The organism is Actinoplanes octamycinicus (genome assembly GCF_014205225.1).
Classification (GTDB): domain Bacteria; phylum Actinomycetota; class Actinomycetes; order Mycobacteriales; family Micromonosporaceae; genus Actinoplanes; species Actinoplanes octamycinicus.
Map to the genome: position 1 here is coordinate 2,268,347 of NZ_JACHNB010000001.1, position 24,596 is coordinate 2,292,942.

A 24,596-nucleotide genomic window follows, 5' to 3' on the forward strand; every position below is an offset into this window, starting at 1 on the left:
TGGTCGGTTACCTTTGCTGTCACGTCGATACGAACCCGTTCCATCGGCGTCGGCGGACGGATGTCATGCTGCTAGCTGTGTTCGAAGGCAAGTCACCCGAGTCCGCCACCTCGCACGGGCCGACGAGATCGGAGCACCACTCCATGCCAGAGACGGCGGTTGCCGATGCCGCTACCGGCGTTTCCCCCCGGGAACTCGCCCGACGGCACGGCCTCACCTCTTCCGGGCGGCGGCTCGGACTCGTGGAGTACTCCCGCAAGCTGTGGGCGTACCGCCACTTCATCGCCGCGCACGCCAAGGCGAAGACCACGTCCTCGCTGGGCAACACCAACCTCGGCGCGCTGTGGCAGGTGCTGACGCCGGCGCTCAACGCCTTCGTCTACTACATCATCTTCGGTGTGGTGATCGGCACCCGTGGCGGTGTCGAGAACTTCATCGCGTACCTCTGCATCGGCGTCTTCGTCTTCCAGTTCACCCAGTCGGTGGTGCAGCAGGGCATCAACGCGATCACCGGCAACCTGGGCCTGATCCGGGCGCTGCACTTCCCGCGGGCCAGCCTGCCGCTGTCGGTCGCCCTGGTGGAGATCCGCAACTTCGTCACCGCGCTGGCCGTGCTGCTGGTGATCGTGGTCGTCAAGGAGCCGGTCAACCTGGAGTGGCTGCTGGTCATCCCGGCGATGATCCTCCAGTCGATCTTCAACACCGGTCTGGCGCTGGCCTGCGCCCGGTTCGGCTCCAAGCTGCGTGACGTGAAGCAGCTGGTCCCGTTCATCATGCGGTTCTGGCTGTACGGTTCGGCGGTCCTCTACCCGGTCACCCGGTTCACCGAGCACCTGCACGGCTGGAAGCTCTTCGTCGTCGAGCTGAACCCGCTGCTGGTCTTCATCGAGCTCTACCGGCACTCGCTGATGGAGAACGTGAGGCTGGCCGGCAGCCCGGCCCAGCTGTGGATCGAGGCGGTCGCCTGGTCGCTGGTCGTGGGCCTCGCCGGGTTCGTCTACTTCTGGCGCGGAGAGAAGGGCTACGGCCGTGGCTGACCACGAGCGCGCGGAGGGCGCGAACATGACTGTCGCTGACGAGCGCATCCCCACCGTGATCGCCGACAACGCCCACGTGATCTACAAGATCCACGGGTCGGCCGGTGGTCAGCAGCAGAGCCCGCTGGCCAGCTTCAAGCGGATCGTCACCCGCACCAAGGCGGCGAACGTCCGGGAGGTGCACGCGGTCAAGGGCGTCAGCTTCATCGCCTACAAGGGCGAGGCGATCGGCCTGATCGGCAGCAACGGCTCGGGCAAGTCGACGCTGCTGCGCGCGGTCGCCGGCCTGCTGCCAGTGGCCCGCGGCGCGATCTACGCGTCCGGCCAGCCGTCGCTGCTGGGGGTGAACGCGGCCCTGATGAACGACCTGCCCGGCGACCGCAACGTCGAGCTGGGCTGCCTGGCCATGGGCATGTCGCCGGCCGAGGTCAAGGAGAAGAAGCAGAGCATCATCGACTTCTCCGGGATCAACGACCGGGGCGACTTCGCCTCGTTGCCGATGCGGACCTACTCCTCCGGCATGGGCGCCCGGCTGCGCTTCTCGATCGCCGCGGCGAAGCAGCACGACGTGCTGCTCATCGACGAGGCGCTGGCCACCGGTGACGCCAAGTTCCGCAAGCGCAGCGAGGCCCGGGTCCGCGAGCTGCGGGCCGAGGCCGGCACGGTCTTCCTGGTCAGCCACAGCGAGCAGTCGATCCGGGACACCTGCGAGCGGGTCATCTGGCTGGAGTCCGGGGTGATCCGGGCGGACGGCCCGACCGAGGCCGTGCTCAAGGAGTACGAGGCCTTCAGCCGGAAGTAACGGCTAAGCCCGCCGGGCCCCCCGCCGATCGGGGAGAGGGGACCGAGCGGGAGGGGCCGGGATGCGGCGCGTCGAGACCGGGATGGTGCTGGCGGTCGCGCTGCTGGCCGGGGGATGCGGCGGCGGCGCCGGGACCACCCCGGCGGCCGCCCCCTCGCCCAGTCCCGGCGACACCTGGTCGGTCCTGGTCTCCGGCAGCGTCACGCCGAGCCCGACGCAGTCGCCGGGCAGCCCGCGGACGCCGGGCGGGCTGACCGCCTCGCTGCCGTCGGCGAACCCCAGCTGCACCAAGGTGTTCCCGGCCACCGATCCGGTGCTGATCCCGGTCGCGGTGACCGCGATCGCGGGTGGCTTCACGGTCGAGTGGCCCCGGCAGTACGAATCGAACTACCGGGTCACCGCCGTCCCGCAGCGACTGGTCTCCGGCGCCCAGCCGGAGCCGGTCTGGAAGAACGTCCCGGCCGGCACCGGCTGCACGATCCGCACCACGATCACCGGGCTGGTGCCGGGCGCGCCCTACATCGTCTGGCTGGACGCGCCGAACTCCGGTTACGAGGCGGACGGCACCCGGCACCTCTACAGCGGCCGCAGCGGGGTGGTCTACCCCAAGTGATCGCCGTCCGGCTTGGCCCGCCGGGGCATCAGGAAGGTCAGCCCGAAGGCGGCCAGCAGGAGCAGCAGGGACACCCCGGAGGTCCGCACCGTGGTGTCCTGGAAGCCGGCCCGGACCTGCTCGGCGGCGTAAGCCGTCAGCTCCGGCGAGGCCGGCTCACCGGCGGACCGGCAGGACGGCGGCGTGACGTCCGGGTTCTCCTCCGCCACCCGGTCGGTCAGGCAGTCCCGTAGTCCGCTGATCGCGGCCGCCGGGACGCCCCGCAACGACTCCGCCGAGCTGTCCACGTGGCGGCCGACCGCCCCGGGCAGCAGCGCGAAGAAGATCGTGCCGAGCACCGCGATGCCGAACGCCCCGCCGAGCTGCTGCACCGAGGTGATCGCCCCGGACGCCGAGCCGCTCTCCTCGTCGTCCACGCCGGCCAGCACGATGCCGAAGAACGGCGCCATCGCCAGGCCCATCCCGATGCCGAGCAGCAGCAGCGCCGGGATCAGGTGCCACGGCGTGATGTCCGCGCCGGTCAGGTGCACGGTGCCGGTGAAGACCACGGTGCCGAGCACCATCACCAGCGTGCCGAGCTGCAGCAGCTTGCGGCCCAGCCGCTCGGCCAGCCCGGCGCCGGCCACGATGAAGCCGGCCACCATGCCGAGCGCCTGCGGCAGCGTGGTGAGACCGGCCTTGAGCGGCGTGTAACCCAGCCCGATCTGCAGGTAGAAGGTGAAGACCAGGCTGGTGCCGATCAGCGAGGCGAAGAACATCAGGCCCAGCGCCAGGCCGCCGGTGAACGCCCGCTTGCGGAACAGGCTCGGGGTGACCAGCGGGTCGAGGCCGCGCCGCTCCCGGCCGCCCTCGTAGACCGCGAACAGCCCGAACGCCAGCACGCCGAGCGCCAGCATCCCGAACGTCCACGCCGGCCAGTCCAGCTCCCGGCCCTGCACCAGCGGGAAGAGCAGCAGGAACGCGCCGACCGCGGCGAACAGCACGCCGGGCCCGTCGAGCCGCGGCGCCCGGTCCAGGCGGGACTCGGGCAGGAACTTGATCGCGCCGAGCACGGCGAAGACGCCGAGCGGCAGGTTGATGAAGAAGATCATCCGCCAGCCGGAGCCGAAGTAGTCCGCGTCGACCAGCCAGCCGGCCAGGATCGGGCCGCCGACCGAGGCCAGGCCCATCACCGGGCCGAACGCGCCGAACGCCTTGGCCCGCTCGGCCGGGCCGAACATGTCCCGCATCATGCCCAGGCCCTGCGGCAGCATCAGCGCGCCGAACAGGCCCTGCACCGCCCGCGCGCCGACCAGCACGCCGGGCGACGGGGCCAGCGCGCAGGCCAGCGAGGCGAGGGTGAAGCCGGCCGCGCCGATCAGGAACATCCGGCGGCGGCCGTAGATGTCGCCCAGCCGGCCGCCGGTGAGCAGGCCGATGGCCATGGCCAGGGTGTAGGCCGCGCCGAGCCATTGGATCAAGCTGTACGACCCGCCGAGCTCGGCCCGGATCACCGGGCCGGCGATCGTGGTGACCAGCGCGTCGAGCAGGTCCATCACCTCGACCGCGAGAATCACGAAGAGCGCGACCCACCGATATCGATAGGCGGCGGGGGCGCTCGTCTCCGTCGTCTGAACACTGTTCGTTGTCACGAACACCGTTCTAGTGGCGAACGGCGTTCGGTGTCAACTAAATTAGGCGGCGATGAAGAACTCCCCTTGGAGCCCGCTCCCCGAGAAGCGGCCGGTCCGCGCCCAGCTCGACCGGGAGCAGATCGTCGACGCCGCGCTGCGCATCGTGGACGCCGAGGGCGTCGACGCGGTCAGCATGCGGCGGGTGGCCGGCGAGTTCGGCACCGGCCCGTCCAGTCTCTACGCCCACGTGTCCAACAAGGACGAGCTGCTCCGGCTGATGTTCGACCGGATCTGCGGCGAGATCGACCTGCCCGGCCATCAGCCCGACCGGTGGCGGGAGCAGATCAAGCAGCTGATGCGGGACGTTCACCAGATCCTGATGGCGCACAACGACCTGGCCCGGATCGCGCTGGCCACGATCCCCAACGGGCCGAACGCGCTGCTCGCCTCGGAGTGGATGATCGCGCTGCTGATCAAGGGTGGGGTGCCGCCGCGGATCGCCGCGTGGGCGCTCGACCGGGTCTTCCTCTACGTCACCACGGACGCCTACGAGAACTCCATCTGGCGCGCCCAGCTGCGCCACCTCGGGCTCCCGGCCAGCGAGGTGGAGCGGCAGGTCAAGGCGGAGATGGAGGTGCAGTTCCGGGACCTCCCGGCGGACCGCTTCCCCTATCTGAGCGAGCACTCCGCGGCGATGACGTCGGGCACCGCCGAGGAGCGCTTCGAGTTCGGTCTCGACCTGCTGATCGACGGGCTGGACCGGTCGGTCGGAGCGGCCGGCAGCCCCGGGTGATCAGGCGGTCGTGGTGGGAAGGCCGGCTTCGCGCCAGGCCTTGAAACCGCCGGCCAGGTCGGTGGCGCGGTGCAGGCCGAGGTCCTGCAGGGCGGCCGCGGCCAGGCTGCTGGTGTAACCCTCCTGGCAGGTGATGATCACCTGGAGGTCGTAGTCGCCGGCGAACGGCAGCCGGGCGTCGCTGCGCGGGTCGAGGCGCCACTCCAGCACGTTGCGCTCGATGACCAGGGCGCCGGGGATCTCGCCGTGCTCGGCGCGCTGGGCGGCCGGGCGGATGTCGATCAGCACGGCGCCGTCCCGGACCGCGGCGTCGGTCTCGGCCGGACCGAGCCGGACCAGCCGGGCGCGGGCCTGGTCGAGGATCTCGGCGATGCCGCGCGAGCCGGGCGGGGGAGTGACGCCGGCCGGGGCGGTGACGGCGGCGGTCACCACTGGGCGCCGGCCCGCTCGACGACCAGCGTCTCCAGGCCGGCCGGGCCGAGGCGGTACTTCGTCATGCTGGTCAGCGCCGGGCCGTAGACGTGGATGCTGATCGCCGGGTCGGCGCCGCGGTTGACGATCCGGTGCACGTGGTGGGTGCCGAACCGGCGACCGGCCCCGTCGCCCAGGTCGCGGCTGGTCACCCGGGGCGCGCTCGCCGGGCCGCTGACGGTGTCCTCGGTGAGGGTGCCGCTGAAGACGTGGAACGCGCCGGCCGAGCCGCCGTGGTCGTGCAGCTCGGTCTGCTGCCCGGGGAGCCAGGTGAGCAGCCACACCTCGTAGTCGTCGGCCACGTGCAGCCGGGAGTACCACCGCTCGATCGGGTCGAACCGGGGCGGCACCACCCAGCCCTCCGGCGCGTTGGCGAATCGCCGGGCGATGTCGAGATGGTCGAGGCGCAGGGTGGTGGCGGTGCTCATGTCACTGACTCCCTCGTCAGACATACATAACCTATGGGCAAGATAGGTTTTACCACAGAAGTGTGGCGCGCGGGGCGGTTTCCCGGATGTGGCGCGTCACCCGAAAGAGGCTTCACCGACTTTGCCTCTTTCCCGACTGGTGCGAAAAACTTCGATCCGCGATGGCGTGACCACGCTGCGTCGAACAAAGTGGGCGGGTTGTCACCGGAATGGCCGACGGCCTCAGCCATTACGGCAGAGTTCCTGGTCAGGACGTCCCTGTGCAATTGAGAAAGCTATATGGTGAGCCGATCGCCGGCAGGGCCCTGCTCGCCGGTCCCCCCAAGCCCCCCGATGAACGAGGACGGACACGTGTTGAAGTCACGCCGCGGTCTGCTCGCCGCCGGCCTCACCGTCGCGGTGATCGGTGCGATCGGAGTCGCCTCCACCCTCAACGCGGGCGCCGAGCAGATCCCGGACGAGGCCGCTCCGGTGGCCGCCGCGGCGGCTCCGGCCGCGGTGACCCCGCCGGCCCATCTGCCGTGGGGTGCGAAACCGCAGCGGGTCAAGCGCGGGCGGGACGGCGCCACCAGCCGGTCGCTGAAGACCGCCGGGCTCAGCCTGGCCGCCCCGGACGACGCGGGCGCGGACAGCCCGCAGCCGGAGTACGCGCCGAAGGGCCGGACCGCGAAGGGCACCTTCCTCAAGTCGGCGAAGACCACCGTGGTCCCGCCGGAGCCGTCCGCCTCCGTCCCGGCCGCCGCCGAGCCGACAGCCGAGCCGACGGCCGAGCCGACCAGCTCCGCGCCGACCGTGAACTTCCTCTACAACGTCGGTTCGCAGGCCGCCGTCACGGACGGCGTCTACGCCAACCTGACGATCAACAAGCCGGTGCTGGCCAGGGACGACTACCACACGCTCGCCGAGATCGCGGTGCAGTCCGCGGACGGCAAGCAGATCGTCGAGGTCGGCTGGAACGTGGACCGGGTGGTGAACGGGGACGACGACCCGCACCTGTTCGTCTACCACTGGGTCAACCGGGAGACGTCCTGCTACAACGGCTGCGGCTTCGTGCAGTACAGCAAGACCGCGGTCGCCGGGGACACGCTGCCGATGGACACCGCCAAGCGGTTCGGCATCCAGTACTTCAACGGCGCCTGGTGGATCGCCTACGACACCGAGTGGGTCGGGTACTTCCCGGCGAAGCTCTGGGGCGACCTGGACTTCTCCAAGAGCGGTCTGATCCAGGTCTTCGGCGAGGTGGCGGCCGCCTCCGACAAGCCGTGCACGCAGATGGGCAACGGCAAGCGGTCCACCGACGGCACCGCCGCCCGGATCGGCAGCCTGGCCTACCTCAACGGCCCACCGGTGGAGATGTTCGTCCGCAGCACCAGCGATTACTACAACGTCACCGCGCTGAGCAACCGCACTTTCCGGTACGGCGGCCCCGGCGCCTGCGGGTAATTGAGTTGAGCTGAGCTGGCTGGCTCCGCTGAGCTGGCTGGCTCCGCTTCGCTCCGCGGCAAAACGCCTTGTAACCGGCGAGAAGGTAGTTGATTTTCCGCCGCCGCAAACCCCGCGGCGTCGGAAAATCAGCTGCCTTTTCGCCGGCGGCGTTTTGCGGGGGGGTGTGGCTGGATTCCTCGTGAGGGTTGGGCCGGCGGAGTCTGCGGCGGGGGTGTGGCTAGGTCCCCCGTGAGGGTTGGGCTGGCGGAGTCTGCGGTGGGGTGTGGCTGGGTCGCTCGTGTGGGTTGGGCCGGTGGGGTCTGCGGCGGGGTGTGGCTGGGTGCCTCGTGTGGGTTGGGCCGGTGGGGTCTGCGGCGGGGGTGTGGCTGGGTCGCTCGTGAGGGTTGGGCATTGACGTTTTGCGCTTTCGTCGGCTCACGGTGAACCGGTTGCCGTGCCAGGATGTACATCCGGGTGGCCGGGCGGAACCCGAGGGGAGCTGGCGCCGATGAAGCGACGGGTGAGCCCCGACGAGCAACTGATGACCGCGCTCTACACGGAGCACTACTCCGTGCTGCTCAATTTCGTCTCGCGATACGTCTCCGATCGGCACAAGGCCGAGGACCTGGTACAGGAGACGCTGTTACGGGCCTGGAAGCACATCGACCACCTCGACCCGGAACCCGGGCGGACCAGGTCGTACCTGCTCACCATCGCTCGCAACGTGGTGACCAACGCATGGCGGGCGGAACAGCGCCGCCCCCGGCTGGTCTCCGACGAGACCGCGGTCAACTCCGTGCCGTCGGCGGACAATGTGGATCAGATGGTGGAGGGCTGGCTGGTCGCGGAAGCGCTGGAACGGCTCTCCCCGGAACACCGGGCGGTGATACAGGCGATGTACTACGAGGGCCAGAGCGTGGCGGACGCGGCCCGGCGGCTCTCCGTACCGGAAGGCACGGTGAAGTCGCGTGCCTACTACGCGGTGCGCGCGCTCCGCGCCGTTTTCGAGGAGATGGGGATGCTGCGGAGTGGAGGTGCGGCATGAGCGATCTCGACGAGCACGACGACCTCCACCGGTTGCTGGGTGGCTATCTGCTCGGCGGCCTGGACGAGACGGACACCGACCGGCTGGACGCGCACCTGCACGACTGCGCGGAGTGCCGGGCCGAGCTGGACCGGCTGGCGCCGGTGCCGGAGATGCTTCAACACCTGCCGGACGCCCGGCAGATGGGTGGTGATCTACCGCCGCTGATGGTCGCCCCGACCGCGCGGCCGAGTCCGCAGAACATCGAGAACCTGCTCAGCCGGATGCGGGCGGAGAAGACCCGGGAGACCCGGGTCAGCCGGGTGCGGTGGCTGGCCGCCGCGTCGGTGGCGCTGATCGCCGCCGCCGCGATCGGCTACGGCGTGCTGCGCGACCCCGGCACCCCGGGAGGCCAGCAGCAACAGCCGCCGCCGGTGGCCGCCGCGGTCACCGCGAACTTCCTGCCGGCCGCCGGCAGCGGGATGGGTGGCCAGGCGACGCTCACCCCGAAGGCGTGGGGCGTGGAGATCGCGCTGAACATGAGCCGGATGGAGGGCAAGGCGCCGTTCTTCTGCATGGTCAAGCGGGCGGACGGCACCATGGAGCAGGCCGCGGCCTGGGGCGAGACACCGGAGCACACCGCGAAGGTGAGCGGCGCCAGCTCGATCAAGGCGACCGACGTGTCGGCCATCGTGATCACCGACAGCGGCGGAAAAGTGCTGGGCACCGCGCAGGTGACGTGATCGGATCGGGGGCATGTCGATCGATCTCGAGATGCCCCCGAAACTCCGCCCCGGCGACCGGGTGGCCGTGCTGTCCCCGTCGTTCGCCGCGCCCGGGCTCTTCCCGGAGCGGCATGAGCAGGCGTTGCGGCGGGTGCGCGAGGAGCTCGGTCTGGAGCCGGTCGAGTTCCCGACCACCCGGCGGCTCGGCGCCACCCCGGCCGACCGGGCCGCCGACCTGACCGCGGCCTACGCCGACCGGTCGATCCGCGCGGTCTTCGCCAGCATCGGCGGCGACGACCAGATCACCGTGCTGCCGCACCTGGACCCGGCGGTGTTCCGGGCCGACCCGAAACCGTTCTTCGGCTTCTCCGACAACACCAATCTGCTCAACTGGCTCTGGTTCCACGGGCTGGCCGGCTATCACGGCGGCTCGACGATGATGCACCTGGCGCGCGGCGGCGGCGTCCAGCCGGTGCACCTGGCCTCGTTGCGGGCCGCCCTCTTCGACGGCGGTGACCTGGTGATCGAGCCGGTCGCCGAGTTCACCGAGGAGGAGACCGACTGGGCGCAGCCGATCTCGCTGACCGAGCCGGCGCGGCCGGTGCCGCACCCGGGCCGGGTCTGGCACCAGCCGGACCGGGTGGTGACCGGCCGGTCCTGGGGCGGCAACCTGGAGATCCTGCACTGGAACCTGGCGGCGGACCGGTGGCTCCGGCCGGTCGGCGACTACGCCGGCGGGGTGCTGCTGCTGGAGACCTCGGAGGAGATGCCGCCCGCCGAGGAGGTCTTCCGGATGCTTCGCAACTTCGGCGAGCGCGGCCTGTTGCGGCAGTTCCCGGCGGTACTGGTCGGCACCGCGAAAGCGACCGTCTTCACCAGCCCGCGCCCGGCCGCCGAGCGGCCGAAGTACCGCGACGAGCAGCGCGAGGCGATCCTACGGGCGATCGACGCCTACCACCCGGAGGCGATGGTGGTCTTCGGCGTCGACTTCGGACACACCGACCCGCAGTGGGTGCTGCCGTACGGCGGCGCCATCACTGTGGACGGACCGGCGCGGACGATCGTCGCGCACTTCTGACCGGCGGCCCGGCCGGGTCGCAGAACCGGTGGTTCGGCACCGGCGCGGCCGGCCGGCCCGGGATCGTCAGGTACGCCGCGAGCGCCCCGCCCACCAGCAGCCCGGCGCAGATCAGCATGGCGTTCCGGTAGACCGGCTGCAGCTGGCCGGCCTCGGTCAGCGACCCCGAGCCGAGCCCGGCCGCGAGCGGCAGCACCGCGACCGCGAGCAGGCCGGCCGCCCGGGCCACCGCGTTGTTGACCCCGGAGGCGATGCCGGCGTGCGCGTCGTCCAGGGCGCCCAGCGCGGTGGCGGTGAGCGGGGCGACCAGCAGCGCCAGCCCGGCGCCGAAGAGCAGCACGCCGGGCAGCGCCTCGGTCAGGTAGTCGGCGTCCGGCCCGATCCGCGACATGATCAGCAAGGCTGCCGCGCAGACCAGCGGGCCGGCGGTCATCGGCAGGCGCGGGCCGATCCGCTGGCCGAGCGCGCCGCCCCGGGCGGAGAACAGCAGCATGATCACGGTGACCGGGAGCATGGCCAGGCCGGCGGCCAGCGCCGGGTACCCGGCGACCACCTGCAGGTTGACCACGACCAGGAAGAACACCCCGCCGTTGGCCGCGTAGACCAGGAAGGTGACCAGGTTGGCGCCGGTGAAGGCGCGGTGCCGCCAGATCTCCGGCGGCACCATCGGATGACCTGAGCGCAGCTCGGCCAGGACGAAGGCGGCCAGCCCGAGCACCCCGGCGATCAGCGGGACGAGCACCACCGGGTGGGCCGCGCCGTGCGCCGGCCAGGCGGTGAAGCCGTAGGTCAGGCCGCCCAGCCCGACCACGCCGGTGACCAGCCCGGTCACGTCGAACCGGCGGGCCGCCGACGGGTCCCGGGACTCCGGCACGTGCCGGGCGGCGACCCAGAGGACCACCGCGGCCACCGGCACGTTGATCAGGAAGAGGTAGCGCCAGCTGCCGAGCTCCAGCAGCCAGCCGCCGAGGAACGGGCCGAGCGCGCCGCCCACGCCGCCGAGGCCGGACCAGGCGCCGATGGCCCGGGCCCGGTCATCCGAGGCGAACGACGCCTCCAGGATGGCGAGGGCGCCCGGGGTGAGCAGCGCGCCGCCGATCCCTTGCAGGACCCGTGCGGCGATCAGCAACTCGATGCTCGGGGCCAGGCCGCAGAGCAGCGACGCCACGGCGAACCAGGCGATGCCGGCCATGAAGATCCGCTTGCGGCCGTACCGGTCGCCGAGCGAGCCGCCGACCAGGATCAGCGCGGCCAGCGCCAGGCCGTACCCGTTGATCGTCCACTGCAGACCGGCGGCGGACGCGCCGAGGTCGCGGCCGAGTTCGGGCAGCGCCAGGTTGACCACGGTGGCGTCGATGAACGCCAGGCTGGAGCCGAGCACGGTGGCCAGCAGCACCCAGCGGCCGGCGGCCGTGCCGTATCGGACCGGTTCCATGGCGCGACCCTACGCCGCGACCGGACCCGATCAAGCGTCAGGCGATGTGCCGGACGTGGATCCCGGCGTGCCGGGTGACCGGCGGCGGCACCGCGCGCCGGGCGGCGGCCAGCGCGGCCCGGGACGCCGCGGCCGAGCGGATCGCCCCGGTCACCGGGCGGCGCAGCAGGTCGCCGAGGCGGCTGGTCAGCTCGTCCCGGGTGAACGGTTTGGGCAGGTAGTCGTCGGCGCCGGCGTGCAGGGCGGCGGTCACCTGGCTGCGGTGCACGTCCGCGCTGACCACCATGATCGGCAGCGCCTCCAGGGCGGGGTCGCTGCGGATCCGGGCGCACAGTTCGATACCCGACAGGCCGGGCATCCGGACGTCGATCAGGGCCGCGTCGATGCCGCCGGAGGCGAGCGCGTCCAGGGCCCCGGGGGCGTCGGTGGCGGTCACCACCCGGTAACCGGTCCGGCTCAGGGCGAGCGTGAGGAGGTCGCGATGGTCGGCCTCGTCGTCGGCGATCAGTACGGTGTACACGCGGACCTCCTAGCGGACAGACGTGCCCTCTCCTCTTCGGCCCGGGGCTGGAACCACTGAGCCGTTGTGGGTTTGAATCGGCGAGTGATCAGAGTGGCGCGTGAGACCGAGATCCCGGACATGCAGCGGATCGAGGTGGAGGCCGGGCGGATGTTCCTGGCGGTGCGGATGGACCGGGTCGCCGGGGACGATCCGCTTCCGGTCGCGGAGCTGCGGGACTACGTGCGGGACGGGCGGGCCTGGGTGGCCGTGGACGACGCCGGCCGGCCGGTGGCCTACGCCCTGGCCCGGTGGGTGGACGGGCTGGCGCACGTCGAGCAGGTCTCGGTGCACCCGGCGGCGGCCGGTCGCCGGCTCGGCGCCGCGCTGATCGAGCGGGTGGCCGACTGGGGGCGCGAGCGCGGCGCGGCGGCGCTCACCCTCACCACGTTCGCCGAGGTGGCGTGGAACGCGCCGTACTACGAGCGGCTCGGTTTCCAGCGGCTGCCGGACGCCGGGCTGACCCCCGGGCTGCGCGCGATCCGGGCCGAGGAGGCCGCCCATGGTCTGGACGAGTGGCCGCGTCTGGCCATGCGCCGGGCCCTGTGAGGCGACATAGGGTGGGGTGATGCGAGCTGCCGTCTTCGCCGAGCCCGGTCCCGCCGCCACCGTCCTGGAGATCGCCGAGCGCGCGTTGCCGACGGCCGGCGCGGGGCAGGTGCGGGTCCGGATCGTGCTCTCCGCGGTGAACCCGACCGACACCGGCACCCGGGCCGGCCGCGGCGTGCAGGACGGCGTGGCGCCACCCCGGGTGCCGAACCAGGACGGCGCCGGCGTGGTCGACGCGCTCGGCGAGGGTGTCACCGGTCTGGAGCCGGGCGACCGGGTCTGGGTCTGGGACGCCGGTTACGGACGGGCGAACGGCACCGCGCAGGAATATCTGGTGCTGCCCCGCCACCAGGTGGTCCGGATGCGCGACGACGTCCCGTTCGAGGTCGGCGCCGCGCTGGGCATCCCGGCGCTCACCGCGCACCGCTGCCTGACCGTGGCCGCGGACGGCCCGGCCCGGCTGGCCCCGGGCGCGCTGACCGGGCGCACGGTGCTGGTCGCGGGCGGCGCCGGCGCGGTCGGCAACGCCACGATCCAGCTGGCCAAGTGGGCCGGCGCCACCGTGCCGACCACGGTGAGCAGCAAGGAGAAAGCGGTGCTGGCGGCCGCCGCCGGAGCCGACGCGGTGATCGACTACCGGGAGGAGGACGTGGTCGCCCGGGTCCGCGAGCTGAGCCCCACCGGTCCGCAGCTGATCGTCGAGGTGAGCACCGAGAACCTGGACACCGACCTGGACGTGATCGCCCCCGGCGGCACCATCGCGATCTACGTGGCCGGGCGGGTCGTGGTGCCCAGCTTCACGGCGATGCTGAAGAACGTCAGCTTGGACTTCGTGCTGACCTACACGACCCGGCCGGAGGAGAAGGCGCACGCGGTGGCCGCGGTCGCCGAGGCGGTGAACGCGGGCGCGTTCCGGGTCGGCGAGGAGCACGGCCTGCCGATCGTCCGGTTCCCGTTCGACCGGGTGGCCGAGGCGCACGAGGCGGTCGAGAACCACGTCGTGGGCAAGGTCGTCATCGAGGTGACCGCGCCACGCTGAGCAGGGCGCCGGCCACCCGTTCCACGCCGCGGCCGTCGACCGCGGCCCAGCCGGCCACGGCCAGCGCGGTGCGTGCCGCCGGGTCGGTGAGCAGCGTGCGCAGCACGTCGACGGCGGTGACGTCGAAGGCGCCCAGCCGGCCCAGTCCGGCGGCGTAGCCACGGGCGACCGTCCGGTCGTACCCGAGGATCTGGTTGTCGACCACCCAGACCAGCGCCGCGGCCCGGCCCAGGCAGAGCAGCTCCCAGGTCGACGTGCCGCTGGCGCTGACCACCAGGTCGGCGCCGGCCAGCAGCTTGGGCAGGTGGTCGGTGGGCGCGATGATCTCGAACCGCTGCCCCGGGCCGGCCGGGACGGCTTCCAGCTCGGCGCGCAGGCTGTCGTCGGCCGCGACCACGGTGGCGTCGAAGGGCACGCCGGTGTCCGCGAGGAGTCGCGCGACCGGCGGCGCGGCACGGTAGGCGTCGGTCCCACCGAAGAACGCGACGACCTTCGGCGTACGCACGGAGCCGTGCACCGGAGCCGCAACCGGGCGCAACTGCCGCACCGCCGACCGCAGCAACGCGTAGTCCAGCCCGGTCAGCAGCCGCCCGTCCGCGGCCAGCGCGGTGTCCAGGTTCTGGTCGACGTAGATGTCGGCGCTCTGCCCGCGGGTGGCGCCGTCCACGATCGCCAGGACCGGGACGCCGGCCGCCCGGACCGCCGCGGTGTGCTGCGGCGGCAGCGTGTAGGAGTCCACCACCAGCGCGCCCAGGCCGAGCCGCCGGGTGGCGGCGACCAGGCCCACCTCGTCGTAGGGCGCCGGGTGCCAGGGCAGCCCGCGCTGGTCGAGCTGTGCCTCGGCCCAGGCCACGCCGCCCAGGTCGGCGAGGAAGTGCACGTCCACGCCGCGCGCGGTCAGCTCCTCGGCCAGCGCCACGCACCGCACCAGATGCCCGACCCCGGTGCGCGGTCCGGCGTCGCAGCGGATCCCGATCGCCATCATGCGGTGCCTGCCTTGGCATGCTCTCCCGGCCCTCGCCCGCGAGGTCGGCCGGAGGGTGACGGTGGCTGCCGCCCGGTGCAGTCGATCATGCGGTGCCTGCCTTGGCATGCTCTCCTGGCTCTCGCCCGCGAGGTTGGCCGGAGGGTGACGGTGGCTGCCGCTCGGTGCAGTCGATCATGCGGTGCCTGCCTTGGCATGCTCTCCCGGCCCTCGCCTGCGAGGTTCGCCGGAGGGTGACGGTGGCTGCCGCTCGGTGCAGTCGATCATGCCTGGGACAGCTCCTTCTGGTGCACATGCGCGTTCAGCTCGACCAGCTCAGGATGCTCGGCGAGCCACTCGGCGACGGCCGCCACGCCGACCGGGCGGTCACCGAACCGGTCGACGATCGCCTCGATCAGCTTCCAGTCGTCCTCGGTGTCCAGGGTCAGCCGCAGGTGCGACCGGTCCGGCAGCACGGTCACCCCGATCACGTCGAACTCGTCCGGGTGCGAGTAGAGGTACGACGTCACGTGCGTCCGGTGGTACCCGGTCGCCCGGTCGTCGATCGCCCGCAGTACGGCCGCCCGGACCACCTCGACGTCCAGCCCGCGCGGCAGCGTCCGGGTGATCGAGGTGGTCAGGTAGTCCACACCGGACGCCGCGAAGACGTCGCACACCCGCCGGACCAGCGCCGGGTCCAGCAGCGGGCAGTCCGCGGTGAACCGCAGCACGGTGTGCACGTCGTCCCGCCCGGCGAGCACGCCGAGGAACCGGGTCAGCACGTCGTCGACCGGACCGCGGTGGCAGGCCACCCCGATCCGGGCGCACTCCGCCGCGACCGCGTCGTCGGCGGCCTCGGTGGTGGTCGCGACGACCAGGTCGTCGACCACCCCGCTGTCCCGGGCGGCGCGGACCACCCGGTGCAGGACGGTCCGGCCGCCGAGCCGGCGCAGGACCTTGCCGGGGAGCCGGGTGGAGCCCGTCCGGGCCTGGATGATGCCGAGGGTGGTCACGGTGATTCCTCAGTTCGGTCGGTGAGTCGATGGCGGGTCCGGCGGGCCAGGGCCAGGGCGGCCTTGGCGGCGCGGTAGCCGAGGCTGCCGCTGAACGCGGCGATCTGGGTCCGGGCGCGGCCCAGCTCGGCCTCCCGTTTCGCCAGCTCGTGCTCGAAGAAGCCGGCCCGGGCCTCGGCGTCGGTGAGCTGTCGGCGCAGGGCGGCCAGCTGCTCGGCGTGCTCCCGGCGGCCGTCCGGGAGGGGCTGGTCCCCGGCCGGTTCCGGCGCCTCGTCCAGCCCGGCCGCGCCGGCCAGGATCGCGGTGAGCCGGGACAGCTCGGTGATCGCCTGCCACGGATGCGAGTAGCCGCCGGTGGTCAGCGTCCGGGCGAACCGGATCAGCGCGTCCGGGCACTCCGGGGCGTCCGGGTCGAGCAGCGCGAACCGGCCGCCGTCCACCAGCACGTTGTCGGCGCTCGCGGTGGGCAGCGCGACCATCCAGCCGGTGAGCAGCCGGCGCAGCACCGGCAGCTCGTGCCGGACGGCCGCGGTGAGCAGCAGCTCCTCCAGCAGCCGTCCGGCGGGCAGTGGCAGATCACCGGACCGGCCGGCCGTCCGGCGGGTCCAGCCGCCGTCCGGTGTGCTGGTCAACTCGGTGATCACGTGCTGTGCTGACGGCGCTGCCGGACCGGCGCGCAGCACCGGCGGCAGCGTCACCGCCGGGGTCGCGGCCGGGGCCCGGTGCGCGACGGCCAGCCAGCCCGGGGCCAGCTCGGCACCCAGGCCGCGGCGCACGGCCGCGCCGGCCAGGCGCCGCGGATCGCTCAGGACCGGACGATTCCGGTACGCCGCCGCGACCGCCGCGGTGGCCAGCGCCCCGAGCGCGTCGATCGGCCCGTACCGCAGCGTCTCCGGGGTGACCAGCAACGTCGGGTGCTGCGGCAGCGGCCAGGCGGCGGCCAGCCCGGTCACCGGCAGACCCTCGGCGCCCAGGGCGGCGGCCAGCCGGTCGGCCCGGCCCGGCGCGGCGCCGAACTCGCCGAGCGGCCGCCAGGCGTCCCCGGTCCGGGGCGCGGTCGGCGAGCCCGGGTCGACCAGCCGGTGCACGCCCAGCTCGTTCGCCACGGTGAGCAGCAGGGTGCCGCCCGGGCGCAGCACCCGCTTGAGCACCCGGACCGTGTCCAGCCAGTCCAGCTGGGAACCCTCCGGCGAGCAGAGCCGGTCGGCGCCGTCCAGGGCGAGCACCGCGTCGTACCGATCAATCTCGGTCAGCTTGGGAAGCGTGCCGCACAGCACGCGGACTCCCGGAACCCCGCGCCGGTCCTGGGCCAGCGCGTCCGGACGGGAGCGCAGCAGGCAGGTCACCGCACGGCCGGGGGCCAGCTCGGCGATCAGGTCCGGATCGTGCGGGCCGGCCAGCAGCACCCGGGCGCCGGTGGGCAGGCGGCCGGCCAGGTGCCGCAGCAGCGGGCCGCCGGCCGGCGGGAGCTGCTCGGCGTACTCCGGCATCTCGCCGCCGATGAGCTGGATCATGCCGGCTCCCGGACGGCGGTCCAGCCGAGGATCGCGCGCAGCTCGGCCGGCCCGGCCAGGTGGCCGTCGCCGAGTTCGGCGAGGGCGCTCTCCCGGGCCGCGGCCGGGTCCGGGGCGACCCCGTGCAGCTCCGGCCACTCCCGGCGGATCCGGGTGGCGGTCGAGGTGTCCTCCGCGGCCAGGTGCATCGGGTCGCCGTAGACGGCCGGCTCGCAGCCGGCCGCCGCTCCGTAGAGCACCGCGCTGCTCAGCCGGTTGGACGCCACCCGCCGGTGCCGGCGCAGCTCGGCCAGCTGGTGGTGCAGGAATCGGGTGTCGGTCCGGGTCCGCATGTACCCCCGGTAGCCGTGGCAGATCACCCGGCCGGCCCGCTCGTAGAACGCCCGCACCCGGTCGTCCCGGAACTCCTGCCAGTAGAGGCAGAAGGTGATCGGGCCGGGCTCGGTGGCCACGATCTCGTCGATCAGCCGCTGGTGGTCGCCGGTGACGTGCTGACCCTCCCAGCCGTGGAACGGGTACCAGATGGTGCCGTCCCGGCCGGCGCGCTCGTCCGGAGTGGACCCGAGCAGGTAGAGGAACGGGGCGCCGATCACGGTGGCCAGCGGCCGGCCCATCGACCAGGCACGCCGCCGGGTCCGCTCGGACCAGACGAAGATCGGCCGGCCGGGCGCGTACGGGGTGCCGGCGCCCAGCCCGTCGACCACGTTCCAGCCGTGCTGCAGGTACCCGTCGATCCGGGGCGGATCCGCCGGGTCGAGCCCGCAGTACCCGGCCAGCACGTGCGCGTGGCCGTAGAAGTGGTTGCCGTGGTGCACGGCTAGCTCCCGAGAACGCTGCGCAGAGTGTCGATGACGCGGTCCTGGTCGGCGTCGCTCAGGTCGACGAAGAGCGGAAGGGACAGCTCCTCGGCGTAGAAGGCCTCGGCGACCGGGCACATGCCGCGCCGGTAGCCGAGGTCCTCGAAGACCGGGTGCCAGTAGACCGGGATGTAGTTGACCTGCACCCCGATCCCGGCCGCGTGCAGCCGGTCGTAGACCTCGCGGCGCCGGCCGTCCAGCACCCGGACCGGGTAGAGGTGGCGCATCGGGTCGGTGCCGTCCGGGGTCACCGGCAGGCGCAGTCCCGGCACGTCGGCGAGCAGCGCGTCGTACCGGGCGGCGAGCCGCTGCCGCCGCTGCTTGAACGCGGCCAGCCGGCTCAGCTGCGCGCTGCCCAGTGCGCAGAGCACGTCGGGCAGCCGGTAGTTCAGGCCGAACTCGTGCACCTCGTAGAACCACCGGCCCTCGTCCCGGTGGCGCAGCGCCTCCGGCTGCTTGACCATGCCGACCGTGCGGAACGTGCGCAGCCGCTCCACCAGGTCGGGGTGGATCGAGGCGACCGCGCCGCCCTCGGCGGTGGTCAGGTTCTTGGTCGGGAAGAACGAGAAGGTGGTCAGGTCGGCGATCGAGCCGACCGGCCGGCCGTGGTAGGTGGAGCCGATCGCGTGCGCCGCGTCCGCGACCAGCACCGCGCCGGCACTGTCGCTGAGCTTGCGCAGCCGGTCGTAGTCGGCCGGCACGCCGGCGTAGTCGACCGCGGCGATCGCCCGGGTGCGCGAGGTGACCGCGGCCTCGGCGGCGGCCGGATCGAGATTGGCGGTGTCCTCGTCGATGTCGGCGAAGACCACGGTGGCGCCGAGCATGGCCGCGCCGGACGCGGTGGCCACGAACGTCATCGGCGTGGTGACCACCTCGTCGCCGCGGCCCAGGCCGGCCGCGGCGTACGCGGCGTGCAGGGCGGTGGTCCCGTTGGTGACCGTCACGCACGGGGCGCCGGCCACCCGCTCCAGGTCCGCCTCGAACTCGCGGACCCGGGGACCGGTGGTCAGCCAGTCGCTGCCCAGCGCGGCCACCACGGCGTCCACGTCGGACGGCTCGATGGACTGGCGTCCGTACGGCAGCATCACTTCTCCGACAGCAGGTCGCGCATCTCGTCGACCGAGAGCCAGAGGTCGTTGTTGTCGGAGCGGTAGTTGAAGCCGTCGGCGACCTGCTCGCCACCCTCCGGCGCCTGGTAGCCCCAGCTCGCGGCGACCGGCTGGACCACGTACCGGTCCTTGAAGCGCAGCGTGCGCCGGCTGTCGTCGGCCGCGATCATCTCCTCGTGCAGCTTCTCGCCGGGCCGCATGCCGATCTCGTGGATCGGCGAGTCCGGGGCCACCGCCTCGACCAGGTCGAGGATCCGCATGCTCGGGATCCGCGGCACGTAGAGCTCGCCGCCGCGCATCACGTCGAACGAGTTGACGACGAACTCGACCGCCTGGTCCAGGGTGATCCAGAACCGGGTCATCCGCTTGTCGGTGATCGGCAGGCTCTGGTTCTCGGCGGCCAGCTTGCGGAAGAACGGGACCACCGAGCCGCGGCTGCCCATCACGTTGCCGTAGCGGACCACGGCCAGCCGGGTCGGGTGGGTGGCGGCGTAGTGGTTGCCAGCCACCACGATCTTGTCGGCGGCCAGCTTGGTCGCGCCGTACAGGTTGATCGGGCTGGACGCCTTGTCGGTGGAGAGCGCCACCACCTTCTTGACCTCGGCGTGGATCGCCGCGTCGATCACGTTCTGAGTGCCGTTGATGTTCGTGGCGACGAACTCCGACGGGTTGTACTCGGCGGTGTCCACCTGCTTCAGGGCGGCGGCGTGCACCACGTGGTCGATCCCGTGCATGGCCCGGTCCAGGCGGGCCCGGTCCCGGATGTCGCCGAGGAAGAACCGCAGCCGGGGGTCGTCCCCGAAGATCTGCCGGACCTCGTACTGCTTCAGCTCGTCACGGGAGAACACCACGATGCGGTGCGGGTCGAGATGCGTGAGCGCGTACTTCAGGAATGCCTTGCCGAACGAGCCGGTGGCGCCGGTGACAAGGATCGAGGATCCGCTGATTTCAGACACGTGTTTTCTCCGGAGGACTGGGCGGTAAGCCGCTACGGGGCGGAAGCATAACCACCTGTCCAGGCAATTCCGTGGGTCGCGGAGAACAGCCAATGGCAATTCATTCTCAGTTCAACCGGCATTGGTCGTGACGACCGCGCGCCTGCGGGAAGGTGAAGTCCTCCATTCACCGCCTCTGGGAGTAACACCGTGACTGAGCTGCAGAGACTGCGCGACGCGTTCCGTACCGCGCTGGACCTTCCGGCGGACGCGCCCGTGGACGACCTGCGCTACCAGGACAATGAGAAGTGGGACTCCCTGGCGCACATGTCGCTTGTCGCGGCTATTGAAGATGAATTCTCGGTAATGATCGACACCGACGATGTCATCAATATGTCCAGCTTCGCCGAGGCCGCGCGAATCCTCGGTAAATACGGGGTGGACGTCAAGTGAGCGTCGCCCTGGTCACCGGGGCGTCGCGCGGCATCGGCCGGGCGGTCGCGCACCGTCTCGCCGAGCAGGGGTACGACCTGGTCCTGCACGGGCACGGCCCGGCCGGGGTGGCCGAGGCGGCCGAGGCGCTGGCCGGCAAGTTCGGTGTGACCGTGCTGCACGGCGCCGGCGACATCGCCGACCCGCAGACCAGCAAGGCCCTGGTCCGCCTGGCCTTCGAGCGATTCCAGCGGCTGGACGCGCTGGTGGTCAACGCCGGCACGCACGCCGCCGGGATGCTCGGCATGACCGGCGACGACACCATCGCGCGGCTGTTCGCGGTGAACGCGGCCGGCGCGGCCTACACCCTGCAGCACGCGGTCCGCCTGCTGGCCCGCGGCGAGCACCCGGCCGTGGTGCTGACCGCCTCGATCACCGGCACCCAGGGCGCGGCCGGCCAGGCCGTCTACGCCGCGTCCAAGGCCGCCGTGGCCGGCCTGACCCGGTCGGCCGCCAAGGAGCTCGGCCCGCGCGGGATCCGGGTCAACGCGGTCGCGCCCGGCTTCATCGCCACCGACATGCTCGACACCCTGGACGAGGCCGGCCGCGCCGAGCGGATCGCCGGCACCGCGCTGGGCCGGCTGGGCACCGCCGAGGAGGTGGCCGACGTGATCGCCTTCCTGCTCTCCACCCAGGCCCGGTTCGTGACCGGCCAGATCGTCGGGGTCGACGGGGGACTGACGCTGTGAACCTGCTCCACCCCGACGCCCGGGTGCTCGACGCCGCGACCGGCGACCAGCTCACCCCCGAGATGATCGACGCGGCCGCCGCCGAGCTGGCCGGCGAGCGGCTGGTCTTCCTTCCGATGCCGGCCACCGTCCCGGCGGTCGCCCGTTACCTGGCGGCGCTGCGTCTCGGCGTGCCGGTGGTGCTGCTCGACCCGGAGACCGACCACACCGACCTGATCGAGCGGTACGCCACCGACCGGGTGCACCCGGACCTGGCCCTGCTGCTCACCACCAGCGGGTCGACCGGCAACCCCAAGCTGGTCCGGCTGTCCCGCTCGGCGGTGCTGGCCAACGCCGGCCAGGTGGCCGACAGCCTCGGCATCACCGGGGCCGACGTGGCGATCACCACGCTGCCGCTGTTCTACTCGTACGGCCTGTCGGTGCTGCACTCGCACCTGCTGCGCGGGGCCACCGTGGTGCTCGAGCGCACCGGCATCATGCAGCGCGACTTCTGGGCGGCGGTGGACGAGCACCGGGTCAGCTCGATGGCGTTGGTGCCGTACCAGTACGAGATGCTCCGCCGGCTCCGCTTCGACCCGGCGAAGTACCCGTCGCTGCGGACGATCACGCAGGCCGGCGGCCGGCTGCGGACCGAGCTGGTGTCCGAGTTCGCGGGCCGGATGGCGGCCGTGGGCGGCCGGATGTTCGTGATGTACGGGCAGACCGAGGCCGCGCCGCGGATGGCCACGCTGCCCGCCGAGCGGATCGCCGACAAGCTCGGCTCGGTCGGCCTGCCGATGGCCGGCGCCAGCTTCACCATCGAGGACGGCGAGGTCGTCTACCGCGGCCCGAACGTGATGATGGGGTACGCCGAGTCCGCCGCCGACCTGGTCAAGGGTGACGAGCTGGGTGGCGTGCTGCGCACCGGCGATTTGGGCCGGCTCGACGACGAGGGGTTCCTGTTCATCACCGGGCGGCGCAAGCGGATGGGCAAGGTGTTCGGCGTCCGGATCAACCTGGACGACGTGGAGCGCGAGTTCCCGGTGACCGCGGTGGCCGGCGACGACAGACTGCACGTCTTCGCCGAGGGGATCGGGGACGACGAGGCCCGCGCCTTGCGGACGAAGATCGCCGAGTGGCTGGGCAGCCACTTCACCGGCATCGACGTGCGGGTGATCGAGGCGTTGCCGCTGCTGCCCAACGGCAAGACGGACTATCGGGCGCTGGAGGCGTCGCTGTGAGTGTCTTCACCCTGCCGCAGGTGGACAAGGAAGCGGTGTTGTTGCCGCAGCTCGCCGACCTGACCAAGCACCATCGGGCGAACTGCGAGCCTTATGACCGCATCCTCGCCGCCTCCGGCTTCGCCGAGGCCGCCGACCTCTCCGCGTTGCCCTGGCTGCCGGTGCGGCTCTTCAAGACCCTGGAGCTGAAGAGCATCCCGGACGACGAGGTGTTCAAGGTCCTCACCTCCAGCGGCACCACCGGCGACGTCAGCCGGATCTACCTGGACAAGGCGGCCGCCGCCGAGCAGCAGCGACGGCTCGCCGCCACGGTGCAGACCGTGCTCGGCCCGAAACGGCTGCCGATGCTGCTGGTCGACACGAAGGCGATGCTCAAGGACCGCCGCTCGTTCAGTGCCCGGGGCGCCGGGGTGCTCGGCATGTCGACCTTCGGCCGGGACCACGTCTGGGCGCTCGACCTGGACGGCCGGGTCGACCTGGCGGCGATCCGCGGTTTCCTCGACCAGCACGGTGACCAGCCGTTCCTGATCTTCGGGTTCACCTTCCTGGTCTGGCTGCACCTCTACGAGGTGGCCCGGGACCACGGCCTGGACCTGTCGAACGGCATCCTGATCCACTCCGGCGGCTGGAAGAAGCTGGTCGACCAGGCGGTCTCGCCTGCCGAGTTCCGGTCCCGGCTGGCCGGCGTCGGCCTGACCGCCGTGCACAACTACTACGGCATGGTGGAGCAGATCGGCACGATCTTCCTGGAGGGGCCGGACGGCGGCGCGCTCTACTGCCCGGACTTCGCCGACGTGATCATCCGGGATCCGGAGACCTGGGCCGAGCTGCCGCCCGGCAAGCCGGGACTGATCGAGGTGATCAGCACGCTGCCGACCTCGTACCCCGGGCATGTGCTGCTCACCGAGGACCTCGGCGTGGTGCACGGAATCGACGACGGGGCCTGGCCGGGCAAGCGGTTCTCGGTGCTCGGGCGGCTGCCCCGGGCCGAGGCGCGGGGCTGCTCCGACACGTACCGGGAGGCGTCGTGATCTTTCGATTCGGGGTTGCGGGTGACCTCACGGCGCCGTCCGAGGATCGGCTCACCGTCGGGGATCCGCGGATCGTCGACTTCCTCGCCAAGCTGGCCCGCAAGCTGCTCACCCCGGCGCTCGCCCGGCGGCACCCGGAGCTGGGCTCGCTCGGCTACTTCCTGCGCCCGGCCGAGCTCCGCCGCGCGGTGGCGCGGATGCAGCGGGACGACGCGCTGGTCTTCCCGCGCGGCACCGTCTTCCACCTGCCACCGGCCAACGTGGACACCATCTTCGTGTACTCCTGGGCGCTCTCCGCGCTGGCCGGCAACCACAACGTGGTCCGGATCTCGACCCGGGCGGCCGGCGCCGCCGAGGCCATCTTCGACGCGCTGAACGCGGTGGACGCCGACCCGGTGATCGCCCGCACCCAGCGGATGGTCACCTACGGCCGGGACGACGCGATCACCGCGGCGCTGAGCCGGTGGGCCGACCTGCGGGTGATCTGGGGCGGCGACGCGGCGGTGGACGCCATCCGCCGGCACCCGCTGCGCCCGTCGGCCCGCGACCTGACCTTCCCGGACCGCACCTCCTGGGCGGTCCTCTCGGTGCCCGGCTGGCGGGCCGCCGACCCGGCCGCCCGCCGGGCCGCGGTGACCGGATTCGCCAACGACGCGTACTGGTTCGACCAGGCCGCCTGTTCGTCCCCGCGGACCGTCTTCCTGATCGGTGACGGCGACCTCGACGCGGTCCGGCGGGAGTTTCTCGACCTGCTGCTCGATGTCGTCGACCAGCGCGGCTGGACGGTGGACGCGGCGATGGCGGTGGAGAAGCGGGTGCACGCCTACGGGCTGGCGGCGACCGGCGCGGCCACCGCGGTGAGCTTCCCGGACAACCGGATCACCGCGCTGACGCTGACCGGATCGGATCAGGTGCCGCGGCGCTGGATCGGGGCCGGCGCGTTCCCGTTCGCGCACGCCGGCTCGCTGCTCGACCTGGTGCCGGCGATGACCCGGCAGGACCAGACCGTGAGCCACTTCGGGTTCACCCCGGCCGAGCTGGGCGAGTTCGCCACCGCGCTGGGCGGCCGCGGAGTGGACCGGATCGTGCCGTTCGGCTCGGCGCTGACCTTCGGCGCGATCTGGGACGGGTACGACCTGCCCGCCGAGTTCACCCGCCTCACCACCCTGCAGACCTGATCA

General features: G+C 72.3%; 26 protein-coding genes. 15 read left to right on the top strand and 11 right to left on the bottom strand.

Going from position 1 to position 24,596, the window contains the following annotated elements:
• The first annotated feature begins 143 nt into the window (after nt 1-143).
• The 3 genes from BJY16_RS10235 to BJY16_RS10245 all read left to right on the top strand — a co-directional run bounded on the left by BJY16_RS10235 (nt 144) and on the right by BJY16_RS10245 (nt 2,452).
• On the top strand, nt 144-1,037 hold the full coding sequence (locus BJY16_RS10235; protein WP_185039003.1) for an ABC transporter permease: 894 nt from the start codon (nt 144-146) through the stop codon (nt 1,035-1,037).
• Nucleotides 1,038-1,062: 25 nt separating this feature from the next.
• Nucleotides 1,063-1,839 carry an ABC transporter ATP-binding protein gene (locus tag BJY16_RS10240; RefSeq protein ID WP_185039004.1) on the top strand — a complete coding sequence of 259 codons (777 nt, stop codon included), beginning with the start codon at nt 1,063-1,065 and terminating at the stop codon, nt 1,837-1,839.
• Nucleotides 1,840-1,900: 61 nt separating this feature from the next.
• Nucleotides 1,901-2,452, top strand: a complete 552-nt coding sequence (locus BJY16_RS10245; RefSeq protein ID WP_185039007.1) for a hypothetical protein — start codon at nt 1,901-1,903, stop codon at nt 2,450-2,452.
• Here the strand turns inward: BJY16_RS10245 and BJY16_RS10250 are convergent.
• On the bottom strand, nt 2,440-4,083 hold the full coding sequence (locus BJY16_RS10250) for an MFS transporter (RefSeq protein ID WP_185039010.1): 1,644 nt from the start codon (nt 4,081-4,083) through the stop codon (nt 2,440-2,442). The two genes, BJY16_RS10245 and BJY16_RS10250, sit on opposite strands and share 13 nt — an antisense overlap.
• Nucleotides 4,084-4,135: 52 nt before the next feature.
• Here BJY16_RS10250 and BJY16_RS10255 point away from each other — a divergent pair, with 52 nt between their 5' ends.
• A complete protein-coding gene (locus tag BJY16_RS10255; RefSeq protein WP_185039013.1) occupies nt 4,136-4,858 on the top strand; it encodes a TetR/AcrR family transcriptional regulator in 723 nt (240 codons plus the stop codon).
• Here BJY16_RS10255 and BJY16_RS10260 read toward each other — a convergent pair whose 3' ends face one another.
• On the bottom strand, nt 4,859-5,287 hold the full coding sequence (locus tag BJY16_RS10260) for a rhodanese-like domain-containing protein (protein WP_185039015.1): 429 nt from the start codon (nt 5,285-5,287) through the stop codon (nt 4,859-4,861). It abuts the gene before it with no gap.
• Nucleotides 5,284-5,757 (bottom strand): cysteine dioxygenase, encoded by a 474-nt coding sequence (locus BJY16_RS10265; protein ID WP_185039018.1) that lies wholly within the window; start codon nt 5,755-5,757, stop codon nt 5,284-5,286. The genes BJY16_RS10260 and BJY16_RS10265 overlap by 4 nt, the downstream gene beginning before the upstream one ends.
• Before the next feature lie 351 nt (nt 5,758-6,108).
• Here BJY16_RS10265 and BJY16_RS10270 point away from each other — a divergent pair, with 351 nt between their 5' ends.
• The 4 genes from BJY16_RS10270 to BJY16_RS10285 all read left to right on the top strand — a co-directional run bounded on the left by BJY16_RS10270 (nt 6,109) and on the right by BJY16_RS10285 (nt 10,009).
• Nucleotides 6,109-7,200 (top strand): neprosin family prolyl endopeptidase, encoded by a 1,092-nt coding sequence (locus BJY16_RS10270; RefSeq protein ID WP_239177161.1) that lies wholly within the window; start codon nt 6,109-6,111, stop codon nt 7,198-7,200.
• 490 nt (nt 7,201-7,690) lie between these two features.
• Nucleotides 7,691-8,227 carry a sigma-70 family RNA polymerase sigma factor gene (locus BJY16_RS10275; RefSeq protein ID WP_185039023.1) on the top strand — a complete coding sequence of 179 codons (537 nt, stop codon included), beginning with the start codon at nt 7,691-7,693 and terminating at the stop codon, nt 8,225-8,227.
• Nucleotides 8,224-8,949, top strand: coding sequence for a zf-HC2 domain-containing protein (locus tag BJY16_RS10280; protein ID WP_185039025.1), 726 nt, complete (start codon nt 8,224-8,226; stop codon nt 8,947-8,949). The genes BJY16_RS10275 and BJY16_RS10280 overlap by 4 nt, the downstream gene beginning before the upstream one ends.
• Nucleotides 8,950-8,962: 13 nt before the next feature.
• Entirely contained in the window at nt 8,963-10,009 is a 1,047-nt protein-coding gene (locus tag BJY16_RS10285; RefSeq protein WP_185039027.1) for a S66 family peptidase, read from the top strand.
• Here the strand turns inward: BJY16_RS10285 and BJY16_RS10290 are convergent.
• Together BJY16_RS10290 and BJY16_RS10295 are read right to left on the bottom strand one after the other, a co-directional pair.
• The gene (locus BJY16_RS10290) at nt 9,966-11,444 is read right to left on the bottom strand and encodes a DHA2 family efflux MFS transporter permease subunit (protein WP_185039030.1); all 1,479 of its coding nucleotides are present in this window, start codon (nt 11,442-11,444) and stop codon (nt 9,966-9,968) included. The genes BJY16_RS10285 and BJY16_RS10290 overlap by 44 nt on opposite strands.
• Nucleotides 11,445-11,481: 37 nt before the next feature.
• The gene (locus tag BJY16_RS10295; RefSeq protein ID WP_185039031.1) at nt 11,482-11,964 is read right to left on the bottom strand and encodes a response regulator; all 483 of its coding nucleotides are present in this window, start codon (nt 11,962-11,964) and stop codon (nt 11,482-11,484) included.
• An 84-nt stretch (nt 11,965-12,048) separates the two neighbouring features.
• Here BJY16_RS10295 and BJY16_RS10300 point away from each other — a divergent pair, with 84 nt between their 5' ends.
• Nucleotides 12,049-12,552 (top strand): GNAT family N-acetyltransferase, encoded by a 504-nt coding sequence (locus BJY16_RS10300; protein ID WP_185039034.1) that lies wholly within the window; start codon nt 12,049-12,051, stop codon nt 12,550-12,552.
• A 19-nt stretch (nt 12,553-12,571) separates the two neighbouring features.
• On the top strand, nt 12,572-13,591 hold the full coding sequence (locus tag BJY16_RS10305; protein WP_185039036.1) for an NADPH:quinone reductase: 1,020 nt from the start codon (nt 12,572-12,574) through the stop codon (nt 13,589-13,591).
• On the opposite strand, the gene BJY16_RS10310 is transcribed toward BJY16_RS10305, so the two are convergent.
• From BJY16_RS10310 to pseB, 6 genes are all read right to left on the bottom strand, one after another.
• A complete protein-coding gene (locus BJY16_RS10310) occupies nt 13,566-14,576 on the bottom strand; it encodes a PseG/SpsG family protein (RefSeq protein ID WP_185039038.1) in 1,011 nt (336 codons plus the stop codon). The two genes, BJY16_RS10305 and BJY16_RS10310, sit on opposite strands and share 26 nt — an antisense overlap.
• 263 nt (nt 14,577-14,839) lie before the next feature.
• The gene (locus tag BJY16_RS10315; RefSeq protein ID WP_185039040.1) at nt 14,840-15,568 is read right to left on the bottom strand and encodes a cytidylyltransferase domain-containing protein; all 729 of its coding nucleotides are present in this window, start codon (nt 15,566-15,568) and stop codon (nt 14,840-14,842) included.
• A complete protein-coding gene (locus BJY16_RS10320) occupies nt 15,565-17,082 on the bottom strand; it encodes a class I SAM-dependent methyltransferase (protein ID WP_185039042.1) in 1,518 nt (505 codons plus the stop codon). The genes BJY16_RS10315 and BJY16_RS10320 overlap by 4 nt, the downstream gene beginning before the upstream one ends.
• Nucleotides 17,079-17,897, bottom strand: coding sequence for a hypothetical protein (locus BJY16_RS10325; RefSeq protein WP_185039044.1), 819 nt, complete (start codon nt 17,895-17,897; stop codon nt 17,079-17,081). Before BJY16_RS10325 ends, BJY16_RS10320 begins: the two co-directional genes overlap by 4 nt.
• 2 nt (nt 17,898-17,899) lie before the next feature.
• On the bottom strand, nt 17,900-19,024 hold the full coding sequence (locus BJY16_RS10330) for a DegT/DnrJ/EryC1/StrS family aminotransferase (RefSeq protein WP_185039046.1): 1,125 nt from the start codon (nt 19,022-19,024) through the stop codon (nt 17,900-17,902).
• Nucleotides 19,024-20,004, bottom strand: coding sequence for a UDP-N-acetylglucosamine 4,6-dehydratase (inverting) (gene pseB / locus BJY16_RS10335; protein WP_185039049.1), 981 nt, complete (start codon nt 20,002-20,004; stop codon nt 19,024-19,026). The genes BJY16_RS10330 and pseB overlap by 1 nt, the downstream gene beginning before the upstream one ends.
• A gap of 189 nt (nt 20,005-20,193) precedes the next feature.
• Between pseB and BJY16_RS10340 the strand changes: the two genes are divergently transcribed.
• From BJY16_RS10340 to BJY16_RS10360, 5 genes are read left to right on the top strand one after another with little or no spacing between them, the layout of a single operon-like run.
• On the top strand, nt 20,194-20,436 hold the full coding sequence (locus BJY16_RS10340) for an acyl carrier protein (RefSeq protein WP_185039051.1): 243 nt from the start codon (nt 20,194-20,196) through the stop codon (nt 20,434-20,436).
• Entirely contained in the window at nt 20,433-21,164 is a 732-nt protein-coding gene (locus BJY16_RS10345) for an SDR family NAD(P)-dependent oxidoreductase (protein ID WP_185039054.1), read from the top strand. Before BJY16_RS10340 ends, BJY16_RS10345 begins: the two co-directional genes overlap by 4 nt.
• The gene (locus BJY16_RS10350) at nt 21,161-22,384 is read left to right on the top strand and encodes an AMP-binding protein (RefSeq protein WP_239177166.1); all 1,224 of its coding nucleotides are present in this window, start codon (nt 21,161-21,163) and stop codon (nt 22,382-22,384) included. The genes BJY16_RS10345 and BJY16_RS10350 overlap by 4 nt, the downstream gene beginning before the upstream one ends.
• The gene (locus BJY16_RS10355) at nt 22,381-23,415 is read left to right on the top strand and encodes a LuxE/PaaK family acyltransferase (RefSeq protein ID WP_185039056.1); all 1,035 of its coding nucleotides are present in this window, start codon (nt 22,381-22,383) and stop codon (nt 23,413-23,415) included. The genes BJY16_RS10350 and BJY16_RS10355 overlap by 4 nt, the downstream gene beginning before the upstream one ends.
• On the top strand, nt 23,412-24,593 hold the full coding sequence (locus BJY16_RS10360; RefSeq protein ID WP_185039058.1) for an acyl-CoA reductase: 1,182 nt from the start codon (nt 23,412-23,414) through the stop codon (nt 24,591-24,593). The genes BJY16_RS10355 and BJY16_RS10360 overlap by 4 nt, the downstream gene beginning before the upstream one ends.
• Nucleotides 24,594-24,596: the final 3 nt, after the last annotated feature.